We start from the raw sequence: 20,739 nt of genomic DNA on the forward strand, positions 1-20,739 counted from the left end.
ATGGTCAAGCTTTTGAAGGACTTCCGCGTCGTGGAGCTCGGGACCTACATCACGGGCCCTGCTGCGAGCATGCATCTGGCCGATCTTGGAGCAGACGTCATCAAAGTTGAGCGTCCCGAAACGGGCGACCCTTTTCGCGCGTTCAAGGGCGGCCTCTATTCGCCGCACTACCAGACCTACAATCGCAACAAACGCTCGATTGCGCTGGATACTACTAAGAAGGAGGATCTGGAAGTCCTTCTGGATCTGGTCGCAACGGCTGACGTCTTCATCCAGAACTTCCGGCCAGGCGTCGCAGAAAAGCTGGGCTGTGGCGAAGCCGATCTGCGGCAGGTCAATCCATCGCTGATCTATTGCGCGATATCCGGCTTCGGCCAGAGCGGTCCTTCGCGCGACCGGCCGGCATTCGACACGGTTGCTCAGGCGGCCAGTGGTTTCTTGCGTCTGGTCACTCCACCGACCAATCCCCGCGTGATTGGCCCTGCTATCGCCGACGCGATTACCGGCAAGTACGCTGCAATGGGCATCATGGCGGCCCTCCTCGAGCGGTCCCGAACCGGCAAGGGTCGGAGGCTCGATATCTCGATGCTGGAGGCGATGACACATTTCAACCTCGACAGCTTCACCCACTACTATGCGGTTGGTGAGATCATGGGCCCCTTGTCGCGTCCGGTCGTCTCGCAAAGCTATACCTTCGAGTGCAAGGACGGAAAGTGGATCGCAATCCACATGTCTTCTCCGTCGAAGTTCTGGGACGGCCTTCTTTCGGCGACTCGACAACAGGCTCTTGCTGCTGATCCGCGCTTCAGTGAACGTCTGCAGCGGATCAAGCATCAAGACGACCTGATCGAGATCTTCACGCCGATCTTCAAGACCGAGAGCCGCGATGTCTGGTGCGAGCGTCTTCTGACTGAGGAAGTGCCGCACTCTCCGGCCTATGACGCTGATGAAGCGCTCGAAGATCCGCAGGCCCGCCATCTGCGGCTGGCCGTGCCCATCACCCATCCGGAATTGGGGCAGTCGACAACGGTCAGGGCGCCATACAGCTTTGACGGCGAGCCCGAATTCGACGTCTCGCCGCCGCCCACCCTTGATCAGCATGGATCTGAGATCCGCGAGGAGTTGAAGCGCCGGCATGCCGACTAGATCGGAGAGGGGGAGGTGGTGATGAGTGAAGATGAAAACCCGAAGGCTGTCCCGGTAGAGACGGTCCTTCAAGCAAGCAAGGCAATGCTGCAAAAGCAGCTCTATGCGATCTTTACCACGCCGGCGAACGGGCTCGGCCCCGTCTTTGCAATGATGGAAGAACACCTCGAATTCCAGGTTGGACTGGAGAAGCAAGGCGTGCTTTTCGCGGCAGGGCCAATGTGGACGGACGACGGCCAAAGCTGGGAGGGCGAGGGCCTGGTCATCATACGCGCGGCATCCCGCGAAGCGGCAATCGCAATTGCCGAACAAGACCCGATGCACAGAAGCGGTGCACGGATATTTCGTGTCAGACCCTGGCTGATCAACGAGGGAGCGGTGACCGTCCGGCTCGATTATTCGAGCCAGACATTTTCGATAGCTTGAACGCAGAACTTTGGGAGGAGACCAATGCGTATTCTAGTCGGACTTTTTACAGCGGGCATGATTGCCTTGCCAAGCGCAGCAACAGCGCAAGAGACCATCTCACTGACCATTGCATCCAGCCATCCAACGGTCATTCCCTGGGTCGGCATGATGAAGACGCATTTCATGGCGCGGACGGATGAAATCCTCGCTGAGAAAGGTGAATACAAGATCGAGTGGAACGAGGCATTTGGCGGGCAGCTTTATAAGGCCAATGCCACCCTGACGTCCGTCGAGCAGGGCATCACCGACATTGGCTGGGTCTTTTCATTCCTTGAGCCTGCAAAGCTGCCGCTCAGCCAGGCATCGAGCTATGCTCCCTTTGCCACCGTCAATCCGCCCCTTCAGCTTGAAGTCATGCAGGACCTTCTGGAAAAGAACGAGGCGTTTCGCCAGGAGTGGGAACAGTACAATCTCAAGGTTCTCGGTCTCACCGGCACCGACATGTACGACATCTACACCAAGAAGCCATTGCAGGGTATCGACGACATCAATGGCATGAAGCTCTCGGCCCCGGGTGTGCTTGGGACATGGCTGCGTGGCACGGGTGCGAATGCAGTCGATGGTTCGCTGACCAGTTTCTACACAGACATCCAGACCGGGATTTCGGACGGTGTGCTTTCCCTGGCGCTGGGTGCCCTGCCGGCCAAGCTTTATGAAGTTGCGCCCTATATCAACCGGTTCGACGTTGGTGTTGCCTTCTCTGGCGCTGTCGCGATCAATCGTGACAGCTGGGACGGTTTGCCCGAGGACGTCCAGAACGCAATGGTCGAAGCTGGCAAGTATTATACCGAAGCCCATGGCAAGGACCTTCTGGAACGACACGAAATCGCGATGAACAAGATGGTGGAACTGGGGGCTACCCAGTCGCCCCCCGTGACCGTCATCAAGATGAGTGATGAACAACGAAAAGCCTGGGTCGACAAGCTGCCGGATATCGCCGGCGAGTGGGCCGCCGATCTGGACGCCAAGGGTCATCCGGCAGGCGAATTCCTCAAAGCCTACATGCAAGGCCTTCGCGATCGCGGCGAGACGCCAATGCGAAACTGGGGCGAGTGAAACGTGGCTCCTGGTATCGAACATGGAAAGGAGCAGGCGGGACGCCCGTCGCCTGCTCCGGGCAGGTCAGCCAGGCTGTGGTTGACCTTCGTCGATGGTCTGGCGGTGCTGGGGACTATTCTCATTGGCGTCCTGATGGTCATCATTTGCACTGATATCGTCGCCCGAAACGCGATGGGGTCTTCGCTTCCTCTCGTGTCTGAACTCGGCGCATTGTTGCTGGTCATGATCGTCTGCCTGCAATTGCCAGCCACCGTCAGGGCGGATCGTCTCGCGCGCACGGAAGTATTTTATATTCCCATTCGTGAGAGCCATCCCAAGTTGGGTGCTGCCTTGTCATGCGTTTTCAACTTGGTCGGATCGTGCGTGTTGGGCGCGATCGCCTGGGCAAGCTGGTCCATCCTGGCCAAGGACTATTCGAGCGGCGAATTCATCGGTGTGACCGGCATCGCCACCCTCCCGACTTTTCCCTTCCGCATCCTGATCCTGGTCGGCATCGCGGTCTCATCAATCCAGTTTCTCGTTCAGGCGATTGCCGAATTGAGGACAGTCAACTGGAGAGGGCCGTCGCATGTCTCCGATTGAAATAGGCTCGGCCGCCATCGCGGCACTTCTCGTCCTCATCTATCTCGGCATGCCGATCGGGATCAGCATGCTTGCGGTCTCTTTCGTCGGTGTCGCAGCCATTCGAGGCGAGGGTGTCTCGCTGCGCATGATGGGCGCTGTCGCAAACGACAGTCTCCGTGAATATCTGTTTGCCGTCGTTCCACTCTTCGTGCTGATGGGCCTGCTCGTGACAGTTTCGAGAGTGGGCAAGGACACGTTCGACGTATTTCAGAACCTGTTCGGGCGCATAGCGGCCGGTTTGGGAATAGCGACGGTGTTCGCCAACGCCGTTTTCGCTGCCATAACCGGCATTTCGATTGCGTCAGCAACGGTGTTCAGTCGCGTCGCCGTGCCAGAGATGGTCCGTCATGGCTACACGCGCAAGTTCGCGACCGGCGTTGTCGCAGGATCGTCGGTCCTCGGCATGCTGATCCCACCCTCCCTGTTGATGATTGTCTACGCGGTGCTCGCGGAAGAGTCCGTCGGGCGCATGTTCCTCGCGGGCCTTGGTCCAGGCCTCCTGCTTGCGTTTGCCTTCTGTGTCACGATCCTGCTTCTGGCGCGCTTCCGGAAAGACTTTGTCTTTGATGGCAATGCAGACCTGGTTGAAGCTGCACCGATGAGTGTCAAGGACGTGACGAGAAAGTCGCTGCCTATCGTCTCTCTCATCTTCATTGTCCTTGGCGGGCTCTATGGTGGCTTTCTGAATCCCACGGAAGCAGGCGCAGCAGGTGCCTTTGGCGCTCTCGTGATCGCTGCCCTTCGTCGATCGCTCAGCGGCCGAACCCTTTGGCGGCTCTTGGTCGAAACAGGGCAGATCACCGTCTCGGTTTTGTTTCTTATCCTGGCGGCAACATTCTTCAGCCGCATGCTGGCTCTTTCCGGTGTTCCGGCCGGCCTGGCTGAATTCTTTCTCGCAGGCCCGATCGGACCTTACGGCTTCCTTCTGCTCTTCCTGCTCCTGGTCATTGCGCTTGGATGTCTGATCGATTCCATTTCCATCATGCTGATCCTCTTGCCGATTGCCCTGCCGATCGCCGAAGCCGCAGGGTTCGACCTGATCTGGTTCGGGGTGCTGACCGTGGTCGCGGTCGAGGTCGGGCTGCTCACGCCGCCATTCGGCCTATCGGTCTATGTCATCAAGTCGGCCATGGATGATCCTGACCTGAGGGTGGGGGAGATATTCAGGGGAGCCTGGCCCTTCGTCTTGGCCATGCTGGTGTCGATTGCGCTCATCGTGCTGTTCCCGTCGATCGCGACGTGGTTGGCACGGCTTTAAGGATCATCTCATGAAAAAGCTGGTGTTCATCCCTGGGAGCCTTCGATCGGCGTCCGCATCGCTTGCGACAGTGTGGGCGCTCACGGAGCTCCTTGGGGAGGACGTCGACTGCGCCGTCGCAGAGCCGGGCTGCTTGCCGCATTACAATGCCGATGTGCTGAACAGTCCTGAAGTGGAGGCATTCTGCGACCAGATCACTTCCTCTGATGGACTGGTCTTTGTCACACCCGAATACAACTACAGCATACCGGGTGTTCTCAAGAATGCCATCGACTGGGCTTCTCGGCCGGCTTTGCAGTCGCCTTTCAAGGGGAAGCCATGTTTCGTCATCAGCGTCTCCGGCGGTGCCCTCGGCGGAGTTCGTGCTCAGTCGCATCTCAAATATGTGCTGAACGGCATGCTGGCGGACGTCTATACATGCCCGGAAATCGTGATCCCTAATGCCAATCAAAAGATAGCAAACGGCAGGCTCTCCGACGATGCATTCTTCAGCTTCGCAATGCCGAAGCTCAGAGCCTTTGTTGAAGCTCTGCCCTGACCCAATGCGGTGCCTGCGTGGTTGGGATGCCGATCCGCGGTCCCCGATTGGTTCACATCGGAAGAGCTGGCGGATTGTCTAGCGGCGCCGAAAACCCTCGCTCGCCGTCATGAGCTGGCGCGTATAGTCAGTCGAGAAACCGCCATGGCGCAATTGTTCGACGCTCAGCGTCTCGACGATCTTGCCGGATTTCATGACGGCCAGATTCTCGCACATATGGCTGATCACGGCCAGGTCGTGGCTGACCAAGATAAATGTCAGAGCCCGATCCTTGCGCACTTGTTCCAGCAGATTGAGGATTTCTGCCTGGATAGAGGCGTCCAATGCCGAAGTCGGCTCGTCGAGCAGAAGCACCTTTGGCTCAAGAATGAGGGCACGGGCGATGGCGATGCGCTGGCGCTGGCCACCAGACAGCTGATGCGAGAAGCGGAAACGGAAGCCGGTCCCTAGCCCCACCTCGTCCAAGGCTCGGGTTATGCGCGTTTCTACGTCGGTGAAGCCATGGATCGTGAGTGGCTCGCGCAGCAGGCGGTCTACGGTCTGGCGCGGATGCAACGAGCCGTAGGGATCCTGGAAAACCATCTGAACCTGGCGGTAGAAGTTCTTGTCGCGTTTGCGCCCCTCATACAGTTGCCCATTAACCGATAGAATGCCTGAGCTGAAGAAGTTGAGGCCAGCCACGGCCCTCAGGAGCGTCGATTTACCCGAACCGGATTCTCCCACAACGCCGAAGGAGGCGCCGTCTTCGACATCCAGATTGACACTATCGAGCGCACGATAGCCATCGAAGCTGACGACCATGTCTCGAATGGCAATTGCCGGCCTCATAGTGCCCACTCCGCCTTGCGCAACAGAACCGGCAAGGGATGCCGATCGGCCGCTATCTGCGGCAGGCATTCGAGCAGCCCGCGGGTATAGGGATGCTGTGCCTCGTGAAGCCGCGTTGCTTCGATCTCCTCCACGACCCGGCCGGCATACATGACCAGCACGCGGTCGCAGAAGGAAGAAACGAGCCTGAGATCGTGGCTGATGAAGATCAGCCCCATACCGCGATCCCGCACCAGGCCATCCAGAATAGCAAGGACTTCGAGCTGGACCGTCACGTCGAGAGCTGACGTCGGTTCGTCGGCAATCAGAAGTTCAGGGCCGCAGATCAGCATCATGGCAATCATTACGCGCTGACCCATGCCGCCGGAAACTTCATGCGGATAAAGATCAAACACGCGTTCAGGATTGCGGATCTGAACGGCTTCGAGCATGGCGAGAGCGCGACTGCGTGCCGTGGCCGAGGAAACCTTCTCGTGGGTCCGCAGCGTCTCCATGATCTGGCGCCCGACGGTCATGACCGGATTCAGCGAATATTTGGGATCCTGTAGGATCATCGCCAGTTGCTTGCCGCGCAGCGATCGGCGACGCGCCGGGTTTGCGGTCATGAGATCGGTCTCGCGGAACTGCAGCCTATCCGCCGAGATCCTGGCCTGCGGCGAGGTCAGCCCCATGATGGCTCGCCCGGTCTGCGACTTGCCGGAGCCGGATTCACCCACGATGCCGAGCCTTTCGCGCCCGAGTGTAAAACTCACACCGCGCACCGCCTCGATCAGGCCTGTACGGGTTGGAAAGCTGACGCGTAGATTCTCGACGGTCAAAAGCGCGCTCATTGGCCAGCCTCCTTCGGGTCGAGCGCATCGCGCAGACCGTCACCCAAAAGGTTGAAGCCGAGCGACACGATCAGGATGGCGAAGCCCGGCATCGCCGCGACCCACCATTGATCGAGAATAAAGCGACGGCCGGATGCAATCATCGCACCCCATTCTGGTAGCGGAGGCTGCGCGCCGAGGCCGAGGAAACCGAGGCCGGCCGCCGTCAGGATGATCCCGGCCATATCGAGGGTGACGCGGACGATGACCGAGGAGAGGCAGAGGGGCGCGATATGCGACAGCACGATGCGGGGTGGAGACGCACCCATCAGCTGCACGGCCGCGATGAAATCCGAATTGCGAAATGTCAGCGTCTCGGCGCGGGCAATGCGCGCATAGGGCGGCCAGGACGTGATGGCGATGGCAAGCACGGCATTCTCGATCCCAGGACCGAGCGCCGCGACAAGTGCCAGCGCGAGGACCAACTTGGGGAAGGCGAGGAAGATGTCGGTGATGCGCATCAGCACCCCATCGATCCAGCCGCCGGCATAACCGGCGATCGTGCCGACGATCAGGCCAACAGGCGCGGCTATGATCGCAACCAGAGCGACGACGAACAAGGTCAGCCTCGATCCGTGGATCAGACGGGAGAGAATGTCGCGTCCCTGGTCGTCCGTGCCGAGCAGATAGCCGGCGCTGCCAGGTGGCAAAAGGCGTGCGTTGCGCAGATCGCCTTGAACTGGCGAATGGGGCGCCAGAACATCGGCAAAGGCGGCGACGAAGAGAAGAGCGAGCAGGATGGCAAGCCCGGCCAGCGCCAGTCGATTTTCAGCAAAACGCTGCCAAATAAAATAGGCGCGGCCGCAGCGGGCCTGCAGGCGGGATCGCGGTTTGTCAGAGGTAAGCCAAGCCTTCCAACCCTGTTCGGATGCGGCGGAGACGGGTGTGGTCATCGGCTGCGCGTCCTCGGATCCAGAGTGCGATAAAGTATATCGGACAGGAGATTGATGCCGATAAACACGGATCCAATGACGATCGTCCCGCCGAGAACGGCGTTCAAATCGGCATTCTGTAGCGAATTGGTGATGTAGAGGCCGAGCCCCGGCCAGGAGAAGATCGTTTCGGTCAGCACCGAACCTTCGAGCAGTCCGGCATAGGAGAGCGCAATGACCGTCACCAGGGGGACAGCGGCGTTTCGAAGCGCATGAAACCAGATGATGCGGGTTTCGCTGAGCCCCTTGGCGCGTGCTGCGACGATGTACTCCTGCGCAAGTTCATTGAGCATGAAGGACCGGGTCATCCGGCTGATATAGGCCATGGAGAAATAGCCGAGCAGGCCACCGGGCAGGATTATGTGGCGAAAGAGATCCCACAACACGTCCCACTGGCGCTGCATTGTCGCGTCCAGCAGGTAGAAGCCGGTGACGGGGGTGAAGCTGTATTCGTAGACGATGTCAACTCGGCCAGGATAGGCGACCCAGTTCAGCTTCGCATAAAAGAGAAGAAGGGCCAGCAGACCAAGCCAGAAGATCGGGACCGAGTAACCGATCAGCCCGATAACACGCACCAGCTGATCTACAATCGAGCCACGCTTGACGGCGGCCAGCACCCCAAGCGGAACGCCGAAAACGGCTCCGATGAACGTGCCCACCGTCGCAAGTTCAATCGTGGCCGGAAAGACGCGGGCAATATCCTTCATGACCGGATTCGTGGTCAGCACCGACACGCCGAAGTCACCGGACAGCGCCTGGCGGACATAGATTATGAACTGATGCCAGAGCGGCAGGTTGAGGCCGAGCTCTTCACGCACGCGTTCGACCACATGCGCGGGCGCCCGGTCCCCGACGATGGCAAGTGCTGGATCGATGGGAACGACTCGACCGATGAAAAATGTCACAGCCAGAAGGCCGAGATAGGTGGTCACCACGGTGAGCACGAATTTGCCGATGGTGGTGGTGATCGCGAAGACGCGCTGCGAAGCGCGCCTTCGATCGACCTGGCTGTCAACGGGGGGCAAGGACTACTATTCCTTGCTGACCGTGTTGATATAGTTGGTGTCGAAGCTCGGCCCGAGTTTGTAGTTTTGTACCTTGCTCGAATAGCCCGCGATTTCCGTTTGCTGGAAGATCACCACGAACGGGCCGGATGCGAGCACCTGCTTTTGCAGGTCCTCGTATATTGCGGCGCGCTTGGCGGTGTCTTTTTCGAGCAGGGCGGCGGCCGTATTGGCCGACAATTCCTTCGGGTCCCAGGCATTGCGCCAGGCGAGCGTCTTGTTCGTGCCTTCGTCGGAATTGTCTGGATTGAAAGTGAAAGTCTCGGCATTCGAATTGGGATCGAAATAGTCCGAGCCCCACTGGCCGATATAGATGTCGTGCTGGCGGGCGCGGTACTTCGTCAACGTCTGCTTGCCGTCACCGGGAATGATTTCCAGCTTGATACCGGCCTGGGCAAGGGTCTGCTGGACGTTTTCGGCAATGCCGGTCACGGGCTGGGTGTTGCGGACGTCCATGGTGACGGTGAAGCCGTCTGCCAGACCGGCCTTGGCCAGCAGTTCCTTGGCCTTTGCGACGTCGAGCTCGTAGGGCTTGTCTTCCAATGCGCCGAGCTGGCCGGACGGCAGAAACGTCTGGTGGATCGTACCGATGCCCTTGATCAGGGTTTCGCCCAGAGCATCATAGTCCACGAGGTATTTGAAGGCCTCGATCACCTCGGGTTTTGCCAGGTTCGGGTTCTTCTGGTTGAGGCTGAAGTAGTAGAGCGTGCCCTTCGGTGCCGAGGTGGTTGCGATGCCGTCCTTGCTGGCTACGGCGTCGAAATCGTTGGGATCGAGGTTGCGGGCGACGTCGATATCGCCGTTTTCGAGCGCCAGACGCTGGCCGGAGCTCTCTTTCATGTAGCGATAGATGACGCGGGCGAGCTTGGCCTTTTCGCCATAGTAGTTGTCGTTGCGCTCGAGCACCACGACTTCGTTGGCACGCCATTCGCGGATCTTGAATGGACCCGAACCAGCATAGCCGGTTTTCAGGAACTCGTTGCCGAAGTCGGTTTCATATTTGTATTCCTCTGTCGGTGTCACCGGCTTGGCATTCTCCATCACCACTTTCTTGTCGACGACGGAAGCGACGGTGGCGGTCAGCACGTTCAAGACGAAGCTCGGTGCATAGGGCTTGTCGACGGTCAGGACGAAGGTCGACGCGTCGGCAGCTTTGGCCATTTCCGTCACGTTTTCGCCGTTGAGGCCGAACTGCGTCAGGAGAAAGGCCGGTGACTTGTCGAGCTTGACGACACGTTCGAACGAGAACGCCACGTCCTCGGCCGTGATAGGATTGCCGGAAGCGAAGGTGAGGTTGGGCTTCAGCTTGAAGGTATAGGTGAGGCCGTCCTCAGACACATCCCAGCTTTCGGCCAGATCGCTGACGATCTTCGACGTATCTGTCGGATCGAGCGCAACGAGCTTGCTGTAGGTGTTGGCCGTGACTTCCGCGGTCGAGATTTCGAAAGCTTCGCCTGGATCGAGCGTGATGATGTCGTCGATGGCCCAGGCCTGGACGAGCGTGTCGGCAGGTGTTGCCGCATATGCGTTGGGTGCGGTTGCGGCCATGAGGGCGAAAATTCCGCTGGTCGCCAGAAGTCGGAGGTGTCTGTCAAACATTGTCATCTTATCGTTCCCTTCATTGTTATAAAGTCAGGCGATACAGTCGTCTTGAACTGGGCGAGTGACTGGTGCCGACTAGTGCCATGGCAACAGTCCACAGCTGGCACAGACGGGTTGCTCAGTTCAGTGCTCGATGCAGGTTAGAGGCTGCAGGCTCCCATCGGGTCGCGCGTTCTCCATTGTTTTTTGCGAGTCGTCGTGTCGAGGGTGAACTTTTGCGCTGAGCCGTGAAAGCACCTCCCATGGCGCCAGCACCGCGGACAAGTTGTGTGTCACATTGAATATCGGGTCCATTAGAGTGATCCCAAGAGCTCTTCGCATTCAATATGGCCATGTCTCTCAATCGGACGCGCAAAAGTGATTTGAATAAGCTCTGCGAAGGTAGGGCCAGAAAGCCTCCGCATTCAAGTGTGAAAATTCCTGTGACGGGGATGGGGCGAGGGGGGCAATGGCAAGCGGTTTAATCGCATTCCTATATTCATATCAGCGAGCGGGCTCATCAAGCTCACTGCCCGTTTGTGCGGAACGCCATGGCCGGGGGAAGGCGGTCCCGCCTGACCCTGAAGGGTCGCTATGCTCAGGCTCCTGCGGCTTCCCTTGTTCCGGCCCTGACGTGTCGAGAATTCCCGCGTTCGCGCCCTGCGGTCGCCGCTATGCTGAACGCTCCGATGCTCTTCATTGTCTGACCCGGATCTCGCGCAAGCGCGGCTTTGATCCGGTTGGTATGGGGCGTCGGGTGCAATGTTTGCCCTGCATGCGATGGGTGCGGCCCTTGCCGCTCAGGACGGTTCGAACAGATCCCGGAACTCCGGATCCGCATAGTAGCGGATCTTGCGCGCAAGTGCAGGCCTCTGACCCTGGGCGAGCAGGATCATCGCTTCAGCCGGCAGCCGCATGATCTCGTCCGGGGTCATCAGATCTCGGGCAACGACATGCTCGCTCGACGTGATGCCGGTTGGCTTCCAGGGGAGGGTCGGATTGCTCCAGGATTGCGTGACGTGCCGTTCGTCCATGCGGCCGATGGTCCGGGCAATCAGACTTGCGGTCTCGATGTCGTTGACGCCGAATACCTGAAGTGTGCTTGCATTGGAGAGAAATGTGCCAGAGCGTTCCCCGTAGGTGGCCCGCAGTTGATGCATGTCCTGCAGGATTGGCCAGAGCTGCACGCCATAACCTGCCATCAGGCCCATGGCCCGTTCGACGGGAGCGAGATGCCCAAGCGCTGCGAACTCGTCGAGCAGATAGAGGACGGGCTTTTCCGGAATGGCGGGATCTCGCGCCATGTCGGTGAGGCTCTGGGTGATGAGCAATCTCAGCCACCGCGAATAGGTCGACAATCGATCCGGCGGCAGGACAAGGAAGACGGTCGCTGCCTGGTGTTTAAGATCGGTAAAGCGGAAGTCCGATCGCTTCAGCACCTCCACCATGCGCGGACTGTCGAGGAAATGCGTGTGGCGCTGGGCAGCGGACAAGACGCCGGCTGCCTCCCGGTCCGCCTTGCCAAGGTGACGATTGGCAGCGCGGGCAATCAGGCCGTCGGCTTCCGGCATCTGCTGCATCTGCTTCAGCAGATCTGCGAAGCTCTGCGGGTCTGCCGTGAGATGGCGGCGCAGCGTTCCCAGATGCCGCTCGTCGGGTGGAGAGGTGGCGACGATCATCAGGATCAGGCCTGCGATCAGCGCCTTTGCCTCCTCGTTCCAATGGGCTTCTCCCGCCATGCCGGGTTCATCGAAGACAAGCGCATCGGCAAGCGTGCCTGCATCTTCGGCCAGATCGAGACTGTTGGGATCGAGACGGTCGAGCGGATTGAAGGCTGCAGTCCTGAAGCCCGTGACGGCGAAGGGATCAAGGATGTAGACCGGGCCGAAGCTCAGCCGGGCGCGTGCCGTGATCCTGGCATTCTCGCCCTTGGGGTCAATGCAGATGACCGAGCGCTGACTGGTCAGGAGATTGGGAATGATCGTTCCCACACCCTTTCCGGTTCTGGTCGGCGCCATGGTGAGAAGATGGCCCGGTCCATCATGGCGCAGCAGTTTTCCCGAATGCAGGTCCCGTCCGATCAGCAGCCCGTCCTCGCTCCTGGTCAGCTTGTTCAGGTCCTTCCGCGTTGCCCATTCTGCCGTCCCATGGATCCATGAGGCACGAGCCCGAGCGAGGAAGGGAATGAGAAGTCCGATGGTCGCAGCGATCAATGGCACATACTTCAGCACATCGGGCAGAACGCGGCTCAGCCAACCGCGCTCTTCGCCAGGGTCCGCATTGTGCTGGATGATGACATCGATGCCGAGGATAATCCCGACCAGGAGATAGCCGAGGAACAGGTAGATCACGGCAAGCTTGAGGCCGATTGCCAGTAGACGAAGGCGCGTGAGGAGGGTCATGGCTGCTCCTCCCCGTCGTTGCCAGTAGAGGCATCGGGCGTGCCCGTGCTCGTTCTCATGCTCTTTTCCATGCTAGGGCCGAGAATATCGTCAAACAGTGCCCTGTCATTCTCCCGCGTCAGGAACCCGGGCAGTTCGGCGCGGAGCCAATCGTCGAGACGGCTGCTCAGATACCGTTCCGGCTGCCGTTCGATCCGGTCGAGCACAAGCGCCCCGATGAGGATCTTTCGTCTGGTGTCACGGGCTCGCTGCTCCTTGCCCAACCGCGCCACCAGTACATCCCTGCGGGCCTCGAGCTGTCTCAGTCTTTCCTGGATGCTGCGTCTCGCCATCGCCTCGTCCTTTCGAAACAAAACAACATTCGACGCGGATGGGCAAAATCGCACAAGGTACAAATTTGTTGTGAGCCGTGAGCAACGGGCGGCGAAGCCGCATCCCGGTGGCTTCCGAGCGAAGCGAAGAAAGCAACAAGGGCGCACTTACGAGTTGCTGCGCAACTCAGTGCTCAGATGACCTGAGACGTTCTGGAGACTGCGAATGGCGATCTACCATTGCAGCATGAAGCCGGTCAGCCGCGGTGGCGGCCGAAGCGCCGTGGCCGCGATCGCCTATCGCACGGCAAGCCGGATGATCAATGAGCGCGAGAACGTCTGGTATGACTTCACCCGAAAGACCGGTGTCGTGCATTGCGAGATCGTGCTGCCGGAAGGTTTGGATGCGACATGGGCGCTCGACAGATCTGCGCTGTGGAATGCGGTTGAATTCGCCGAGAAACGCAAGGATGCGCGGCTGGCACGTGAGTTCGAAGTCGCGCTTCCGCATGAGCTGAATGCGGGAGAGAGGTTGGCACTGCTGCGAGCCTTTGCCCGTGATCTTGCCGATCGGCATGGGGCAGCCGTCGACTTTGCCATTCATGCCCCGGGCGGCGACAGCGACATTCGCAACAGCCATGCCCATGTGATGATGACGACGCGCAAGGTCGATGCATCAGGACTCGGCGAGAAGACGCTGATCGAGCGGGAGAACAAGTGGCTGTTGAACCACGACCTGCCGACGTCACAGATGCAGCTCCGCGAGATCCGCCAGGCCTGGGAGACGCATGCCAACCGGGCTCTGATGCTGGCAGGCCATGAGGTGAGGATCGATCATCGCTCGCATCTGGAGCGTGGGCTGGAGATCGAGCCGACCGAGCATATGGGCGTGCATGCAAGCGAGATCGACCGCCGCGGCGGGTCTGTCTCGCGCACCCGTATCGACGAGGAGGCAGCACGGCGAAATGCCGAGCTGATCCGCGAGAAGCCAGAACAGGTGCTGGCGCTGATCACGGGCGAGAAGAGCGTCTTCGATCGTTACGATGTCGCGAGGGCACTGCACCGTTACATCGATGATGCCAGCCAGTTCCGCAATGCCTTTGCCGCGGTGATGGGATCGAAGGCTCTGGTGGAACTGCGCAAGGAGACGGCGGGTGAGCTTGCCCGGTACACGACACGCGAGATGCTGGAGATCGAACACGCCATGGCCCTGCGTGCGGATCGCATGAGCCGGCACTCACCTTCGCAGGTCGGCTCGCACGCATCCCGTAATGGGAGTGGCCATGGCGTCGATCGACATCATGTCGATCGGGCCTTGAAGCTACAGGACGACGCACTCGGGGCAATGACGGATGACTCGACCTCGCGGACAGTTGAACGGCAAAGACGAACCGTCCCTTGGGTCACGTCCCGTCACACGCCTCCTGGAGGACTGAGCGAAGAACAGCGGCTTGCTGTCCGGCATGTCACCGGTCCCGAGCGCATTGCAGCGGTCATCGGCTTTGCAGGCGCCGGCAAGTCGACCATGCTGGCGGCAGCCCGCACTGCCTGGGAGGCGCAGGGGTACCGGGTGCATGGGGCAGCCCTTGCCGGCAAGGCGGCGGAAGGCCTTGAGGAATCCTCCGGCATCATATCGCGGACGCTCGCCTCCTGGGAATACAGCTGGCAAGCGGGCAGGGCGGAGCTCCAGTCTAATGACATCCTCGTCATCGACGAGGCTGGCATGATCGGCAGCAGGCAGCTTGGCAGATTTGTCGAAGAGGTTGAGCGACGGGGAGCAAAGCTGGTGCTGGTCGGCGACCACGAACAGCTGCAGGCGATCGGGGCGGGATCGCCGTTCCGGGCGATTGCCGAGCGGATTGGTGCCGTCGAACTCTCCGAGATCCGCCGGCAGAAGGAGGACTGGCAGCGGCAGGCCTCGATTGCCTTTGCCACCCATCGAACAGGCGAGGGACTATCCGCCTATGCCGAGCGCGGGAAAGTGCACTTTGCCGAAGACAGGGACGGGGCACGCGAAGCACTGGTGCGGGATTATATGGCAGATCGGGATGCACGACCGGAGGGTTCACGTATTGCGCTGGCGCATCGGCGCGTCGATGTCCGGGCGATCAACGACGCGGTTCGATTAGCATTACAGGCACGTGGAGACCTGGCGAAAGCCGATCAGGCCATTGACACAGGAGAGCCGGGGCAGGGCAATCGGCAAGGTCACGATCAAGGGCAAGGGCAAGGGCAGGGGGCGGACAGAGCCAACCGGGAGATCATCTATCAGACCAATGACGGCAAACGCGGCTTTGCACCCGGTGATCGCATCGTGCTCCTCGAGAACAACCGGGATCTCGGTGTGAAGAACGGGATGCTCGGGACGGTGACGGCCGTCGAGCCTGACGCAATACAGGTAAGGCTCGACGGCGCCGGGCAGAATGGCGCCCGTCTCATCTCGATACCGGTCAGTAGTTACCAGAGCTTTGACCATGGCTACGCGACGACGATTCACAAGGCGCAAGGGGCAACGGTCGATTGCGCCTTCGTCATGGCATCCGCCACTATGGACCGGCATCTGACCTATGTGGCGATGACCAGGCATCGGCATGCCGTCGGGCTCTATGCAGGACGCGACGAGCTGAAGGACATGAAGGCTCTCTCGGCCAGTCTCGGGCGATCCGGCGCCAAGGAGACGGTGCTGGATTATACCGAGGCGTTTGCCGCCCGGCGCGGGCTCGCGGAGGGGATTGGCATCACCAGTGAGATCGTGATGGGCACTGCTGCACAGCGCGCTGCCGATCGGCCGGCGGCTCACTACGGCGCTTTGGGTGAGCGCGTTCGCTCGCCGTCCGAACGGCAGCCCTTGGAGGAGACTGCTCGGGTAGAGATGGGTCGTGGGCAAGGGACGGAGAATGGTCCAGCAGCCGAGGCGCAAGGCGTCAAGGTCCCGCCGCTGGTGCCGGTGATTACCCGCTACGCGCACACGGTCGAGGAGGTGGCGCTGGCAGAGGCGTCGCGGCATCTCGGCCAGGCGCTCGATGGGGTGCGTTCCGTTGGGCCCAGGGTGTTTGTTGATTCCGAACCATTTGCAGCGCTGGTCGCAAAGACGATCACTGAGCGCAAGGGTGATGTCGCTGCATTGGCGAAGGCCGTGGCCGAGCGCCCGGAGGCATTCGGTGAGCTTCGTGGTCGGGCTGGGCTCCTGGGCGAGAACCGGGATCGCAAGCATGCTCGACGTGTGGCAGACGCGCTCAGTGCTCACGTTGGATATGCGGCGCAACACTGGACGAAGCGATATGAGCAGGCGGTAGACTCCGAACAGTGGAAGCGGGAGAAGCAGGATGTGATCGAGGTGCCTGGGTTAAGTCCCCGCAGTGAAGCGATCCTCAAGCAGCTGGACGGGCTCGACTATGCGGAGAAGCCTGCGTTTTTGGAGAAGCTTGTGGGGATGCCGGAGGGAAAGCGGGCGCTGGAGGAGGCGGAGCTGATCACCGATGCAATGCGGCGGCGGTTTGGTAGCAGCGATGCGAGGGATTTGACGCCGGCGAAACTGGCGCGGGGGGATGAGGTTGGGTTGGCGCGAATGGTCGAGGTGACCCAGATAACCCATCGCGCGACGACGGCGGAGATGTTCAGGCAGGCGGAGATGGCGAGGAGCGAGAGGAGGGGGCTTGGGTTGGGGATGTGAGTTTAGGGGCCCAGGTCTTTAGGCCTTCGAGTCCAGAAGCCAGAAATGTCGTCAAGCATATAAATTCGATGCCTCCATTCCTGCAAATCACCTTTGATTTGAATGTTGCCATTGTTGATTTTATTGAGACAATTGATCGCCTCCCGTTGTAGGCAAAAGATATTGTATACATTCGGATAACTATGAAGATATAGATGCACGTGTTCAATGACGTTGCTTATAATCTCGTCTGCAAATTTGTATTCAGCGCTTATCGCAGAGTTTAAGTGATTTAGTGCAAATTTGTGACGTCGTTCGTCTCGGAATAAACGCGTGAGGTGCGTGTACGTCGCTTCGGACACTTGACTGTCCGTGGCAGCACAAAGTCTAGCTCTCTGTATTTTTTTGTATAGTATCTCAGCAGGTTCGTATCCATCCATTTCCGGATCATCAAAGTATCCAGCATTCACCCAGCTTATCCACCGATTTATTAAGGGGGTGGGGTTAAGGGCGCGCGGAAGAATTTGTTCCAAAGCATCAATTTGATAGCGTCCTGGTCCTCGATCTCGAAATAAAAGAGTAGACAATACAGATTGTTCATTTGCAGGCAAAAGAGCATCTATGTTGCAACGGAGAAAGGATTCATATCGTGGATGAAAGGCGTCAAAATGATCGTGAAATACGTTCTGCGCCCATTTCAATGCGCCGGGGTGATTGAACTTGCGGCATAAATTCATGCCGACGTTGAGCCGTTCCGCTTCTGTATCTGGCGTCGTTTCGATTATGCGTTCAACGATATCAGTCCCTTCGTTGTATGTAGATACGATATCGAGGACATTTCCCAGAATTGCAGCCGCCGAGGCAGTGGAGTTTTCCAACGCAGACCGGTAGAATAACAGCAAGTCGCCTTTCTCAATGGACGAGTTTTTGAGCACCCCTATCGTGTCCGGCTGAAGCGTACCACTATTTTTGATCTCGGTATCCGCAGCCGCAAGCAGCGGATTTCTGTTTAGGATTTCAATCTGGTCTGACCCTGCCCGTTTGGGCAGGGCAGTGGGATCGCCGCCAGAATCTTGTAAGAATTTGACTAAAAGCCGGTGCTGAATTGCGGTTCTGTCCTTCATTTTGCAAAGTGAAAAGTGATCGGTGTTGGGAATCACTATCGGATTTCCAAAGTATCTTAGGGCCGATATCTGTGAGACGATTGGGTGGGCAATTATTGAGTTGAAGTAAGGCGGTTTTTCTTCCGCTAACTCTTTACCTCGAATAAACAGATGATTGCTCTCCTTCAGGTTCAGAAACTCCCGGTCGAGATCCAGAAGCCACGAGTTCTGCTCTGAAAATCTTAATGTATCGATTTGGGTGTGCCCAAGAATTCGCGCAAAGGGGGTAAGCCAGGTTGCGTAACGCGAGCCCAGCGAGGGCGAGCCAAGCAGAAAAAGGCCCACCCGGGTTCCGCGCCTGATAAGATCAGCGGCTTGCTGTACGAGATAGCGCCTCGCGATAATTCCACCCATGCTGTGACACACAAATATTATTTCTGGTCTGTTGATAACCCCGTCCAATTGTAGCTGTTCTTTCAGGTAGTCAACGACATCACCCAGACGATACGATGCAGATGAAATTGTGGTCTTGTATGAAAAGACATGTATGCCGAAATCAGAGATGTTTATTTCTTTGGAGACCAGATCTGGCCAGTACGACCCGTTTGCATGCCGCCAGCAGGATTGGCTGTCAGACATGAGTCCATGAATAAATATTATAGCGGGTGATGTGTCCCTCCCCTTGCGGATCCGTTCTGACTGCATGAACCCTCCAATTGACAGAGTGTCGTAAAAACTCAGCTGTATTCTACCTCCTTTGCTTCAAAAAGATATTATTTTAGCAGCGGTTAAAGTAACCGCGATACTTCATCCTGTTGAGAAAGTATGGCACCCTGAATGGAAGCCGCATCTTTGCGGCCGCCACGATCAGGAATGCTGAGAAGCATTGTCATACCAAATACATCAACGAGAGGAACTGGCCTTGCCAGGGAGAATTGAGTGCCGCCCGCTGCGCTCGTGGCGATTGTCCGTTTCCTTACGGTGCAGTGCAGGGTAGTTGCTGGGAGCATGCAATGAGAGTATTTCTGGGAACCCTCGTCGCTATTCTGACGGCTCTTCCGATCCAAGCCCACGCACAGGAAGTCACGGGGCGCGCGTCAGTGATCGACGGTGATACGATCGAGATCCAGGGAAACCGGATCCGCTTTGACGGCATAGACGCCCCCGAGGCTCGGCAGCGCTGCGAGGATGCGAGCGGAAAGTTCTACCGGTGCGGCAAGGTCTCTGCTGACGCGCTCGATGCATTCCTGGCGAAATCTCGCCCCACCTCATGCAAGATCACCGGGAAAAGCTGGGACAGGCTCGTGGGAACCTGCCGCCGTTCCGATGGTGCCGACGTCAACAGATGGATGGTCCAGCAGGGCCATGCGATCGACTGGCCAAAATACAGCCGCGGCAGGTACGCTGCCGATCAGAGGCAAGCCCAGGCGCGCAGGAAAGGTTTGTGGGCCGGTCGGTTCGAATGGCCGTGTGTCGTCCGCGGCGCGAAATGCGAGTGAGGCCATGAGAAGCGCTTTGGAGATCGGCTTGCTCGCCCTGTTGATCATGGGCATTGTCGTCTCAGTTGGATTGCAGATCGCTCGCGCTTTTGGGGCGATTTAACCTCGTTTGCTCAACCTAGTGGACATGCTCGCGCTGATTGTTATGGTCGCCCCTCTACAAGGGAGGGGATCATGATCATTCGCATTTCAGTCGCCGTCGCGCTACTCGCTTCGTCTTTCGCACCGGCCGGCGCTCACGGCGGAGGCTGCCGCAAGAGTTCACCGCCGGGCCAGTGCTGTCACATGGACAGGAAGACAGGCAGCGTCCATTGCCACTAAGAATTCGGGGTTGCCCCAGACATCCCGGTAGCTACCATTCGCCTTATGCGAAAAGACGACATCCCGAGTTTTGTTTCTGAGCTGATCGATGCTGGTGCGCCGATCTGTGCGGTCGGCCGCGAACTCTATGTCATCGGCGATGTCGATCTTCCGGATGCAAAGGCGGAAGTCGTATGGGAAATCTGCAACCGATATGGTGAAAGAGATCACTTGATCCTGGAAATCGTGGCGTATCTGCGCTCTGTCGGACGGTTCCTCGACTTGTCGCGCGAAGCACTGCATTAGGTCCGAATGAGCACCAACTCATCATCCGGGAGAGGGCGCTGAAGCTGTTTCGCCTCAGGCCAAGGTGCTGTCAGCCACGTCTCAATGTCCTCTTCTCGCTTGAGGATCACCGGCATGGCCTTCGGATGAATGGGACCAACGATCCCGTTTGGCTCCGTCGTCAGGAAGCCGAAGAGATCGTCACGTGTCAGGCCGTCCTTCACCTTCCGCACGCTTTCCCACTGCGCGACCCAGATCCCGGCAAAGAATATCAGCGGTTCGGTCGCGTCGCCGGCGAACCAGGCGTTTGGCGTGGCGCCTCCTTCCTGCTTGGACGCAGGATCAGGCTCGGCGAACCGGGTGATTGGCACAACGCAACGGTTCTCAACGCCCAACCAGCGCTTCCAGTGAGAACTGGCTGTGTTGCGGATGTTCGTTGTCCCGCGATCCGGTTCGTGCTTCAGCAGGTGGTCGAAGTCGACCGGTTTGCCCTTCTCGCGCAGCTTATCCGCTCGCTTGGTCGCTGCATCGAAGAGTGCCTTCTGCGATGAGGGCATGCCCCAACGCACCATCACTGCTTCGCGCTCGCCGGCAATGTTGCGGACGATAGGCGCCATCTGGTCGGGGTAGACGTTGAGTGACGGCTCGAGATTGCCCAGGCGATCGATCGCCTTGGTCAGCGCCCGTATGGCTTCCTGGTTGGTCGTGATGTTGAAGAGGTTACACATCACTTTTCATCCTTGAAGGTTTGTTCTGCAACAATAGTTGTACCCGAGCTCTTGGCATGGATCTGTCTTGGGGGCGAACAGCAAGAGATCAG

The 20,739-nt window shown here is 58.7% G+C and carries 18 protein-coding genes; 9 read left to right on the top strand and 9 right to left on the bottom strand.

Going from position 1 to position 20,739, the window contains the following annotated elements:
* Genes QWE_RS09540 through QWE_RS09565 form a run of 6 tightly spaced genes read left to right on the top strand, consistent with a single transcriptional unit; the run spans position 1 to position 5,093 of the window.
* A complete protein-coding gene (locus tag QWE_RS09540; protein ID WP_006725903.1) occupies positions 1 to 1,146 on the top strand; it encodes a CaiB/BaiF CoA transferase family protein in 1,146 nt (381 codons plus the stop codon).
* 21 nt (positions 1,147 to 1,167) lie between these two features.
* A complete protein-coding gene (locus QWE_RS09545) occupies positions 1,168 to 1,572 on the top strand; it encodes a YciI family protein (RefSeq protein ID WP_006725904.1) in 405 nt (134 codons plus the stop codon).
* Between the two features lie 24 nt (positions 1,573 to 1,596).
* Positions 1,597 to 2,670: a C4-dicarboxylate TRAP transporter substrate-binding protein gene (locus QWE_RS09550; protein ID WP_006725905.1), complete on the top strand. Its 1,074-nt coding sequence runs from the start codon at positions 1,597 to 1,599 to the stop codon at positions 2,668 to 2,670.
* Positions 2,671 to 2,673: 3 nt separating this feature from the next.
* Positions 2,674 to 3,255: a TRAP transporter small permease subunit gene (locus QWE_RS09555; protein ID WP_052018134.1), complete on the top strand. Its 582-nt coding sequence runs from the start codon at positions 2,674 to 2,676 to the stop codon at positions 3,253 to 3,255.
* A complete protein-coding gene (locus QWE_RS09560; RefSeq protein WP_006725907.1) occupies positions 3,242 to 4,555 on the top strand; it encodes a TRAP transporter large permease in 1,314 nt (437 codons plus the stop codon). Before QWE_RS09555 ends, QWE_RS09560 begins: the two co-directional genes overlap by 14 nt.
* 10 nt (positions 4,556 to 4,565) lie before the next feature.
* Positions 4,566 to 5,093, top strand: a complete 528-nt coding sequence (locus QWE_RS09565; RefSeq protein ID WP_006725908.1) for an NADPH-dependent FMN reductase — start codon at positions 4,566 to 4,568, stop codon at positions 5,091 to 5,093.
* A 78-nt stretch (positions 5,094 to 5,171) separates the two neighbouring features.
* Here the strand turns inward: QWE_RS09565 and QWE_RS09570 are convergent, their stop codons facing one another.
* The 7 genes from QWE_RS09570 to QWE_RS09600 form a co-directional block, all read right to left on the bottom strand.
* Complete coding sequence (locus tag QWE_RS09570; RefSeq protein ID WP_006725909.1) at positions 5,172 to 5,921, bottom strand: ABC transporter ATP-binding protein; 750 nt, start codon at positions 5,919 to 5,921, stop codon at positions 5,172 to 5,174.
* A complete protein-coding gene (locus tag QWE_RS09575) occupies positions 5,918 to 6,751 on the bottom strand; it encodes an ABC transporter ATP-binding protein (RefSeq protein ID WP_006725910.1) in 834 nt (277 codons plus the stop codon). Before QWE_RS09575 ends, QWE_RS09570 begins: the two co-directional genes overlap by 4 nt.
* Positions 6,748 to 7,683: an ABC transporter permease gene (locus QWE_RS09580; protein ID WP_006725911.1), complete on the bottom strand. Its 936-nt coding sequence runs from the start codon at positions 7,681 to 7,683 to the stop codon at positions 6,748 to 6,750. Before QWE_RS09580 ends, QWE_RS09575 begins: the two co-directional genes overlap by 4 nt.
* Positions 7,680 to 8,747 carry an ABC transporter permease gene (locus QWE_RS09585; protein WP_006725912.1) on the bottom strand — a complete coding sequence of 356 codons (1,068 nt, stop codon included), beginning with the start codon at positions 8,745 to 8,747 and terminating at the stop codon, positions 7,680 to 7,682. Before QWE_RS09585 ends, QWE_RS09580 begins: the two co-directional genes overlap by 4 nt.
* Before the next feature lie 6 nt (positions 8,748 to 8,753).
* On the bottom strand, positions 8,754 to 10,334 hold the full coding sequence (locus tag QWE_RS09590) for an ABC transporter substrate-binding protein (protein ID WP_420804552.1): 1,581 nt from the start codon (positions 10,332 to 10,334) through the stop codon (positions 8,754 to 8,756).
* 833 nt (positions 10,335 to 11,167) lie between these two features.
* Positions 11,168 to 12,769: a type IV secretory system conjugative DNA transfer family protein gene (locus tag QWE_RS09595; RefSeq protein WP_006725914.1), complete on the bottom strand. Its 1,602-nt coding sequence runs from the start codon at positions 12,767 to 12,769 to the stop codon at positions 11,168 to 11,170.
* Positions 12,766 to 13,101, bottom strand: coding sequence for a hypothetical protein (locus QWE_RS09600; protein ID WP_006725915.1), 336 nt, complete (start codon positions 13,099 to 13,101; stop codon positions 12,766 to 12,768). Before QWE_RS09600 ends, QWE_RS09595 begins: the two co-directional genes overlap by 4 nt.
* Positions 13,102 to 13,306: 205 nt before the next feature.
* Between QWE_RS09600 and traA the strand changes: the two genes are divergently transcribed.
* Positions 13,307 to 16,753 (top strand): Ti-type conjugative transfer relaxase TraA, encoded by a 3,447-nt coding sequence (gene traA / locus QWE_RS09605; protein ID WP_006725916.1) that lies wholly within the window; start codon positions 13,307 to 13,309, stop codon positions 16,751 to 16,753.
* A 2-nt stretch (positions 16,754 to 16,755) separates the two neighbouring features.
* Here traA and QWE_RS24380 read toward each other — a convergent pair whose 3' ends face one another.
* Entirely contained in the window at positions 16,756 to 18,540 is a 1,785-nt protein-coding gene (locus tag QWE_RS24380; protein ID WP_006725917.1) for an esterase/lipase family protein, read from the bottom strand.
* Positions 18,541 to 18,848: 308 nt separating this feature from the next.
* Between QWE_RS24380 and QWE_RS09615 the strand changes: the two genes are divergently transcribed.
* The gene (locus tag QWE_RS09615) at positions 18,849 to 19,334 is read left to right on the top strand and encodes a thermonuclease family protein (protein ID WP_006725918.1); all 486 of its coding nucleotides are present in this window, start codon (positions 18,849 to 18,851) and stop codon (positions 19,332 to 19,334) included.
* 366 nt (positions 19,335 to 19,700) lie between these two features.
* Positions 19,701 to 19,940 carry a hypothetical protein gene (locus tag QWE_RS09620; RefSeq protein ID WP_006725919.1) on the top strand — a complete coding sequence of 80 codons (240 nt, stop codon included), beginning with the start codon at positions 19,701 to 19,703 and terminating at the stop codon, positions 19,938 to 19,940.
* On the opposite strand, the gene QWE_RS09625 is transcribed toward QWE_RS09620, so the two are convergent.
* Positions 19,937 to 20,647 carry an SOS response-associated peptidase gene (locus tag QWE_RS09625; RefSeq protein WP_006725920.1) on the bottom strand — a complete coding sequence of 237 codons (711 nt, stop codon included), beginning with the start codon at positions 20,645 to 20,647 and terminating at the stop codon, positions 19,937 to 19,939. The genes QWE_RS09620 and QWE_RS09625 overlap by 4 nt on opposite strands.
* Between the last annotated feature and the right edge of the window lie 92 nt (positions 20,648 to 20,739).

It is taken from the genome of Agrobacterium albertimagni AOL15 (assembly GCF_000300855.1).
Classification (GTDB): Bacteria; Pseudomonadota; Alphaproteobacteria; order Rhizobiales; family Rhizobiaceae; genus Allorhizobium; species Allorhizobium albertimagni.

Excerpts from the sequence above, each read along its gene's own strand:
- QWE_RS09540 (WP_006725903.1), top strand. The coding sequence starts at position 1 with ATGGTCAAGCTTTTGAAGGACTTCCGCGTCGTGGAGCTCGGGACCTAC.
- QWE_RS09545 (WP_006725904.1), top strand. The coding sequence starts at position 1,168 with ATGAGTGAAGATGAAAACCCGAAGGCTGTCCCGGTAGAGACGGTCCTT.
- QWE_RS09550 (WP_006725905.1), top strand. The coding sequence starts at position 1,597 with ATGCGTATTCTAGTCGGACTTTTTACAGCGGGCATGATTGCCTTGCCA.
- QWE_RS09560 (WP_006725907.1), top strand. The coding sequence starts at position 3,242 with ATGTCTCCGATTGAAATAGGCTCGGCCGCCATCGCGGCACTTCTCGTC.
- QWE_RS09565 (WP_006725908.1), top strand. The coding sequence starts at position 4,566 with ATGAAAAAGCTGGTGTTCATCCCTGGGAGCCTTCGATCGGCGTCCGCA.
- QWE_RS09570 (WP_006725909.1), bottom strand. The coding sequence starts at position 5,921 with ATGAGGCCGGCAATTGCCATTCGAGACATGGTCGTCAGCTTCGATGGC.
- QWE_RS09575 (WP_006725910.1), bottom strand. The coding sequence starts at position 6,751 with ATGAGCGCGCTTTTGACCGTCGAGAATCTACGCGTCAGCTTTCCAACC.
- QWE_RS09580 (WP_006725911.1), bottom strand. The coding sequence starts at position 7,683 with ATGACCACACCCGTCTCCGCCGCATCCGAACAGGGTTGGAAGGCTTGG.
- QWE_RS09590 (WP_420804552.1), bottom strand. The coding sequence starts at position 10,334 with ATGGCCGCAACCGCACCCAACGCATATGCGGCAACACCTGCCGACACG.
- QWE_RS09595 (WP_006725914.1), bottom strand. The coding sequence starts at position 12,769 with ATGACCCTCCTCACGCGCCTTCGTCTACTGGCAATCGGCCTCAAGCTT.
- QWE_RS09600 (WP_006725915.1), bottom strand. The coding sequence starts at position 13,101 with ATGGCGAGACGCAGCATCCAGGAAAGACTGAGACAGCTCGAGGCCCGC.
- traA (WP_006725916.1), top strand. The coding sequence starts at position 13,307 with ATGGCGATCTACCATTGCAGCATGAAGCCGGTCAGCCGCGGTGGCGGC.
- QWE_RS24380 (WP_006725917.1), bottom strand. The coding sequence starts at position 18,540 with ATGCAGTCAGAACGGATCCGCAAGGGGAGGGACACATCACCCGCTATA.
- QWE_RS09615 (WP_006725918.1), top strand. The coding sequence starts at position 18,849 with ATGAGAGTATTTCTGGGAACCCTCGTCGCTATTCTGACGGCTCTTCCG.
- QWE_RS09620 (WP_006725919.1), top strand. The coding sequence starts at position 19,701 with ATGCGAAAAGACGACATCCCGAGTTTTGTTTCTGAGCTGATCGATGCT.
- QWE_RS09625 (WP_006725920.1), bottom strand. The coding sequence starts at position 20,647 with ATGTGTAACCTCTTCAACATCACGACCAACCAGGAAGCCATACGGGCG.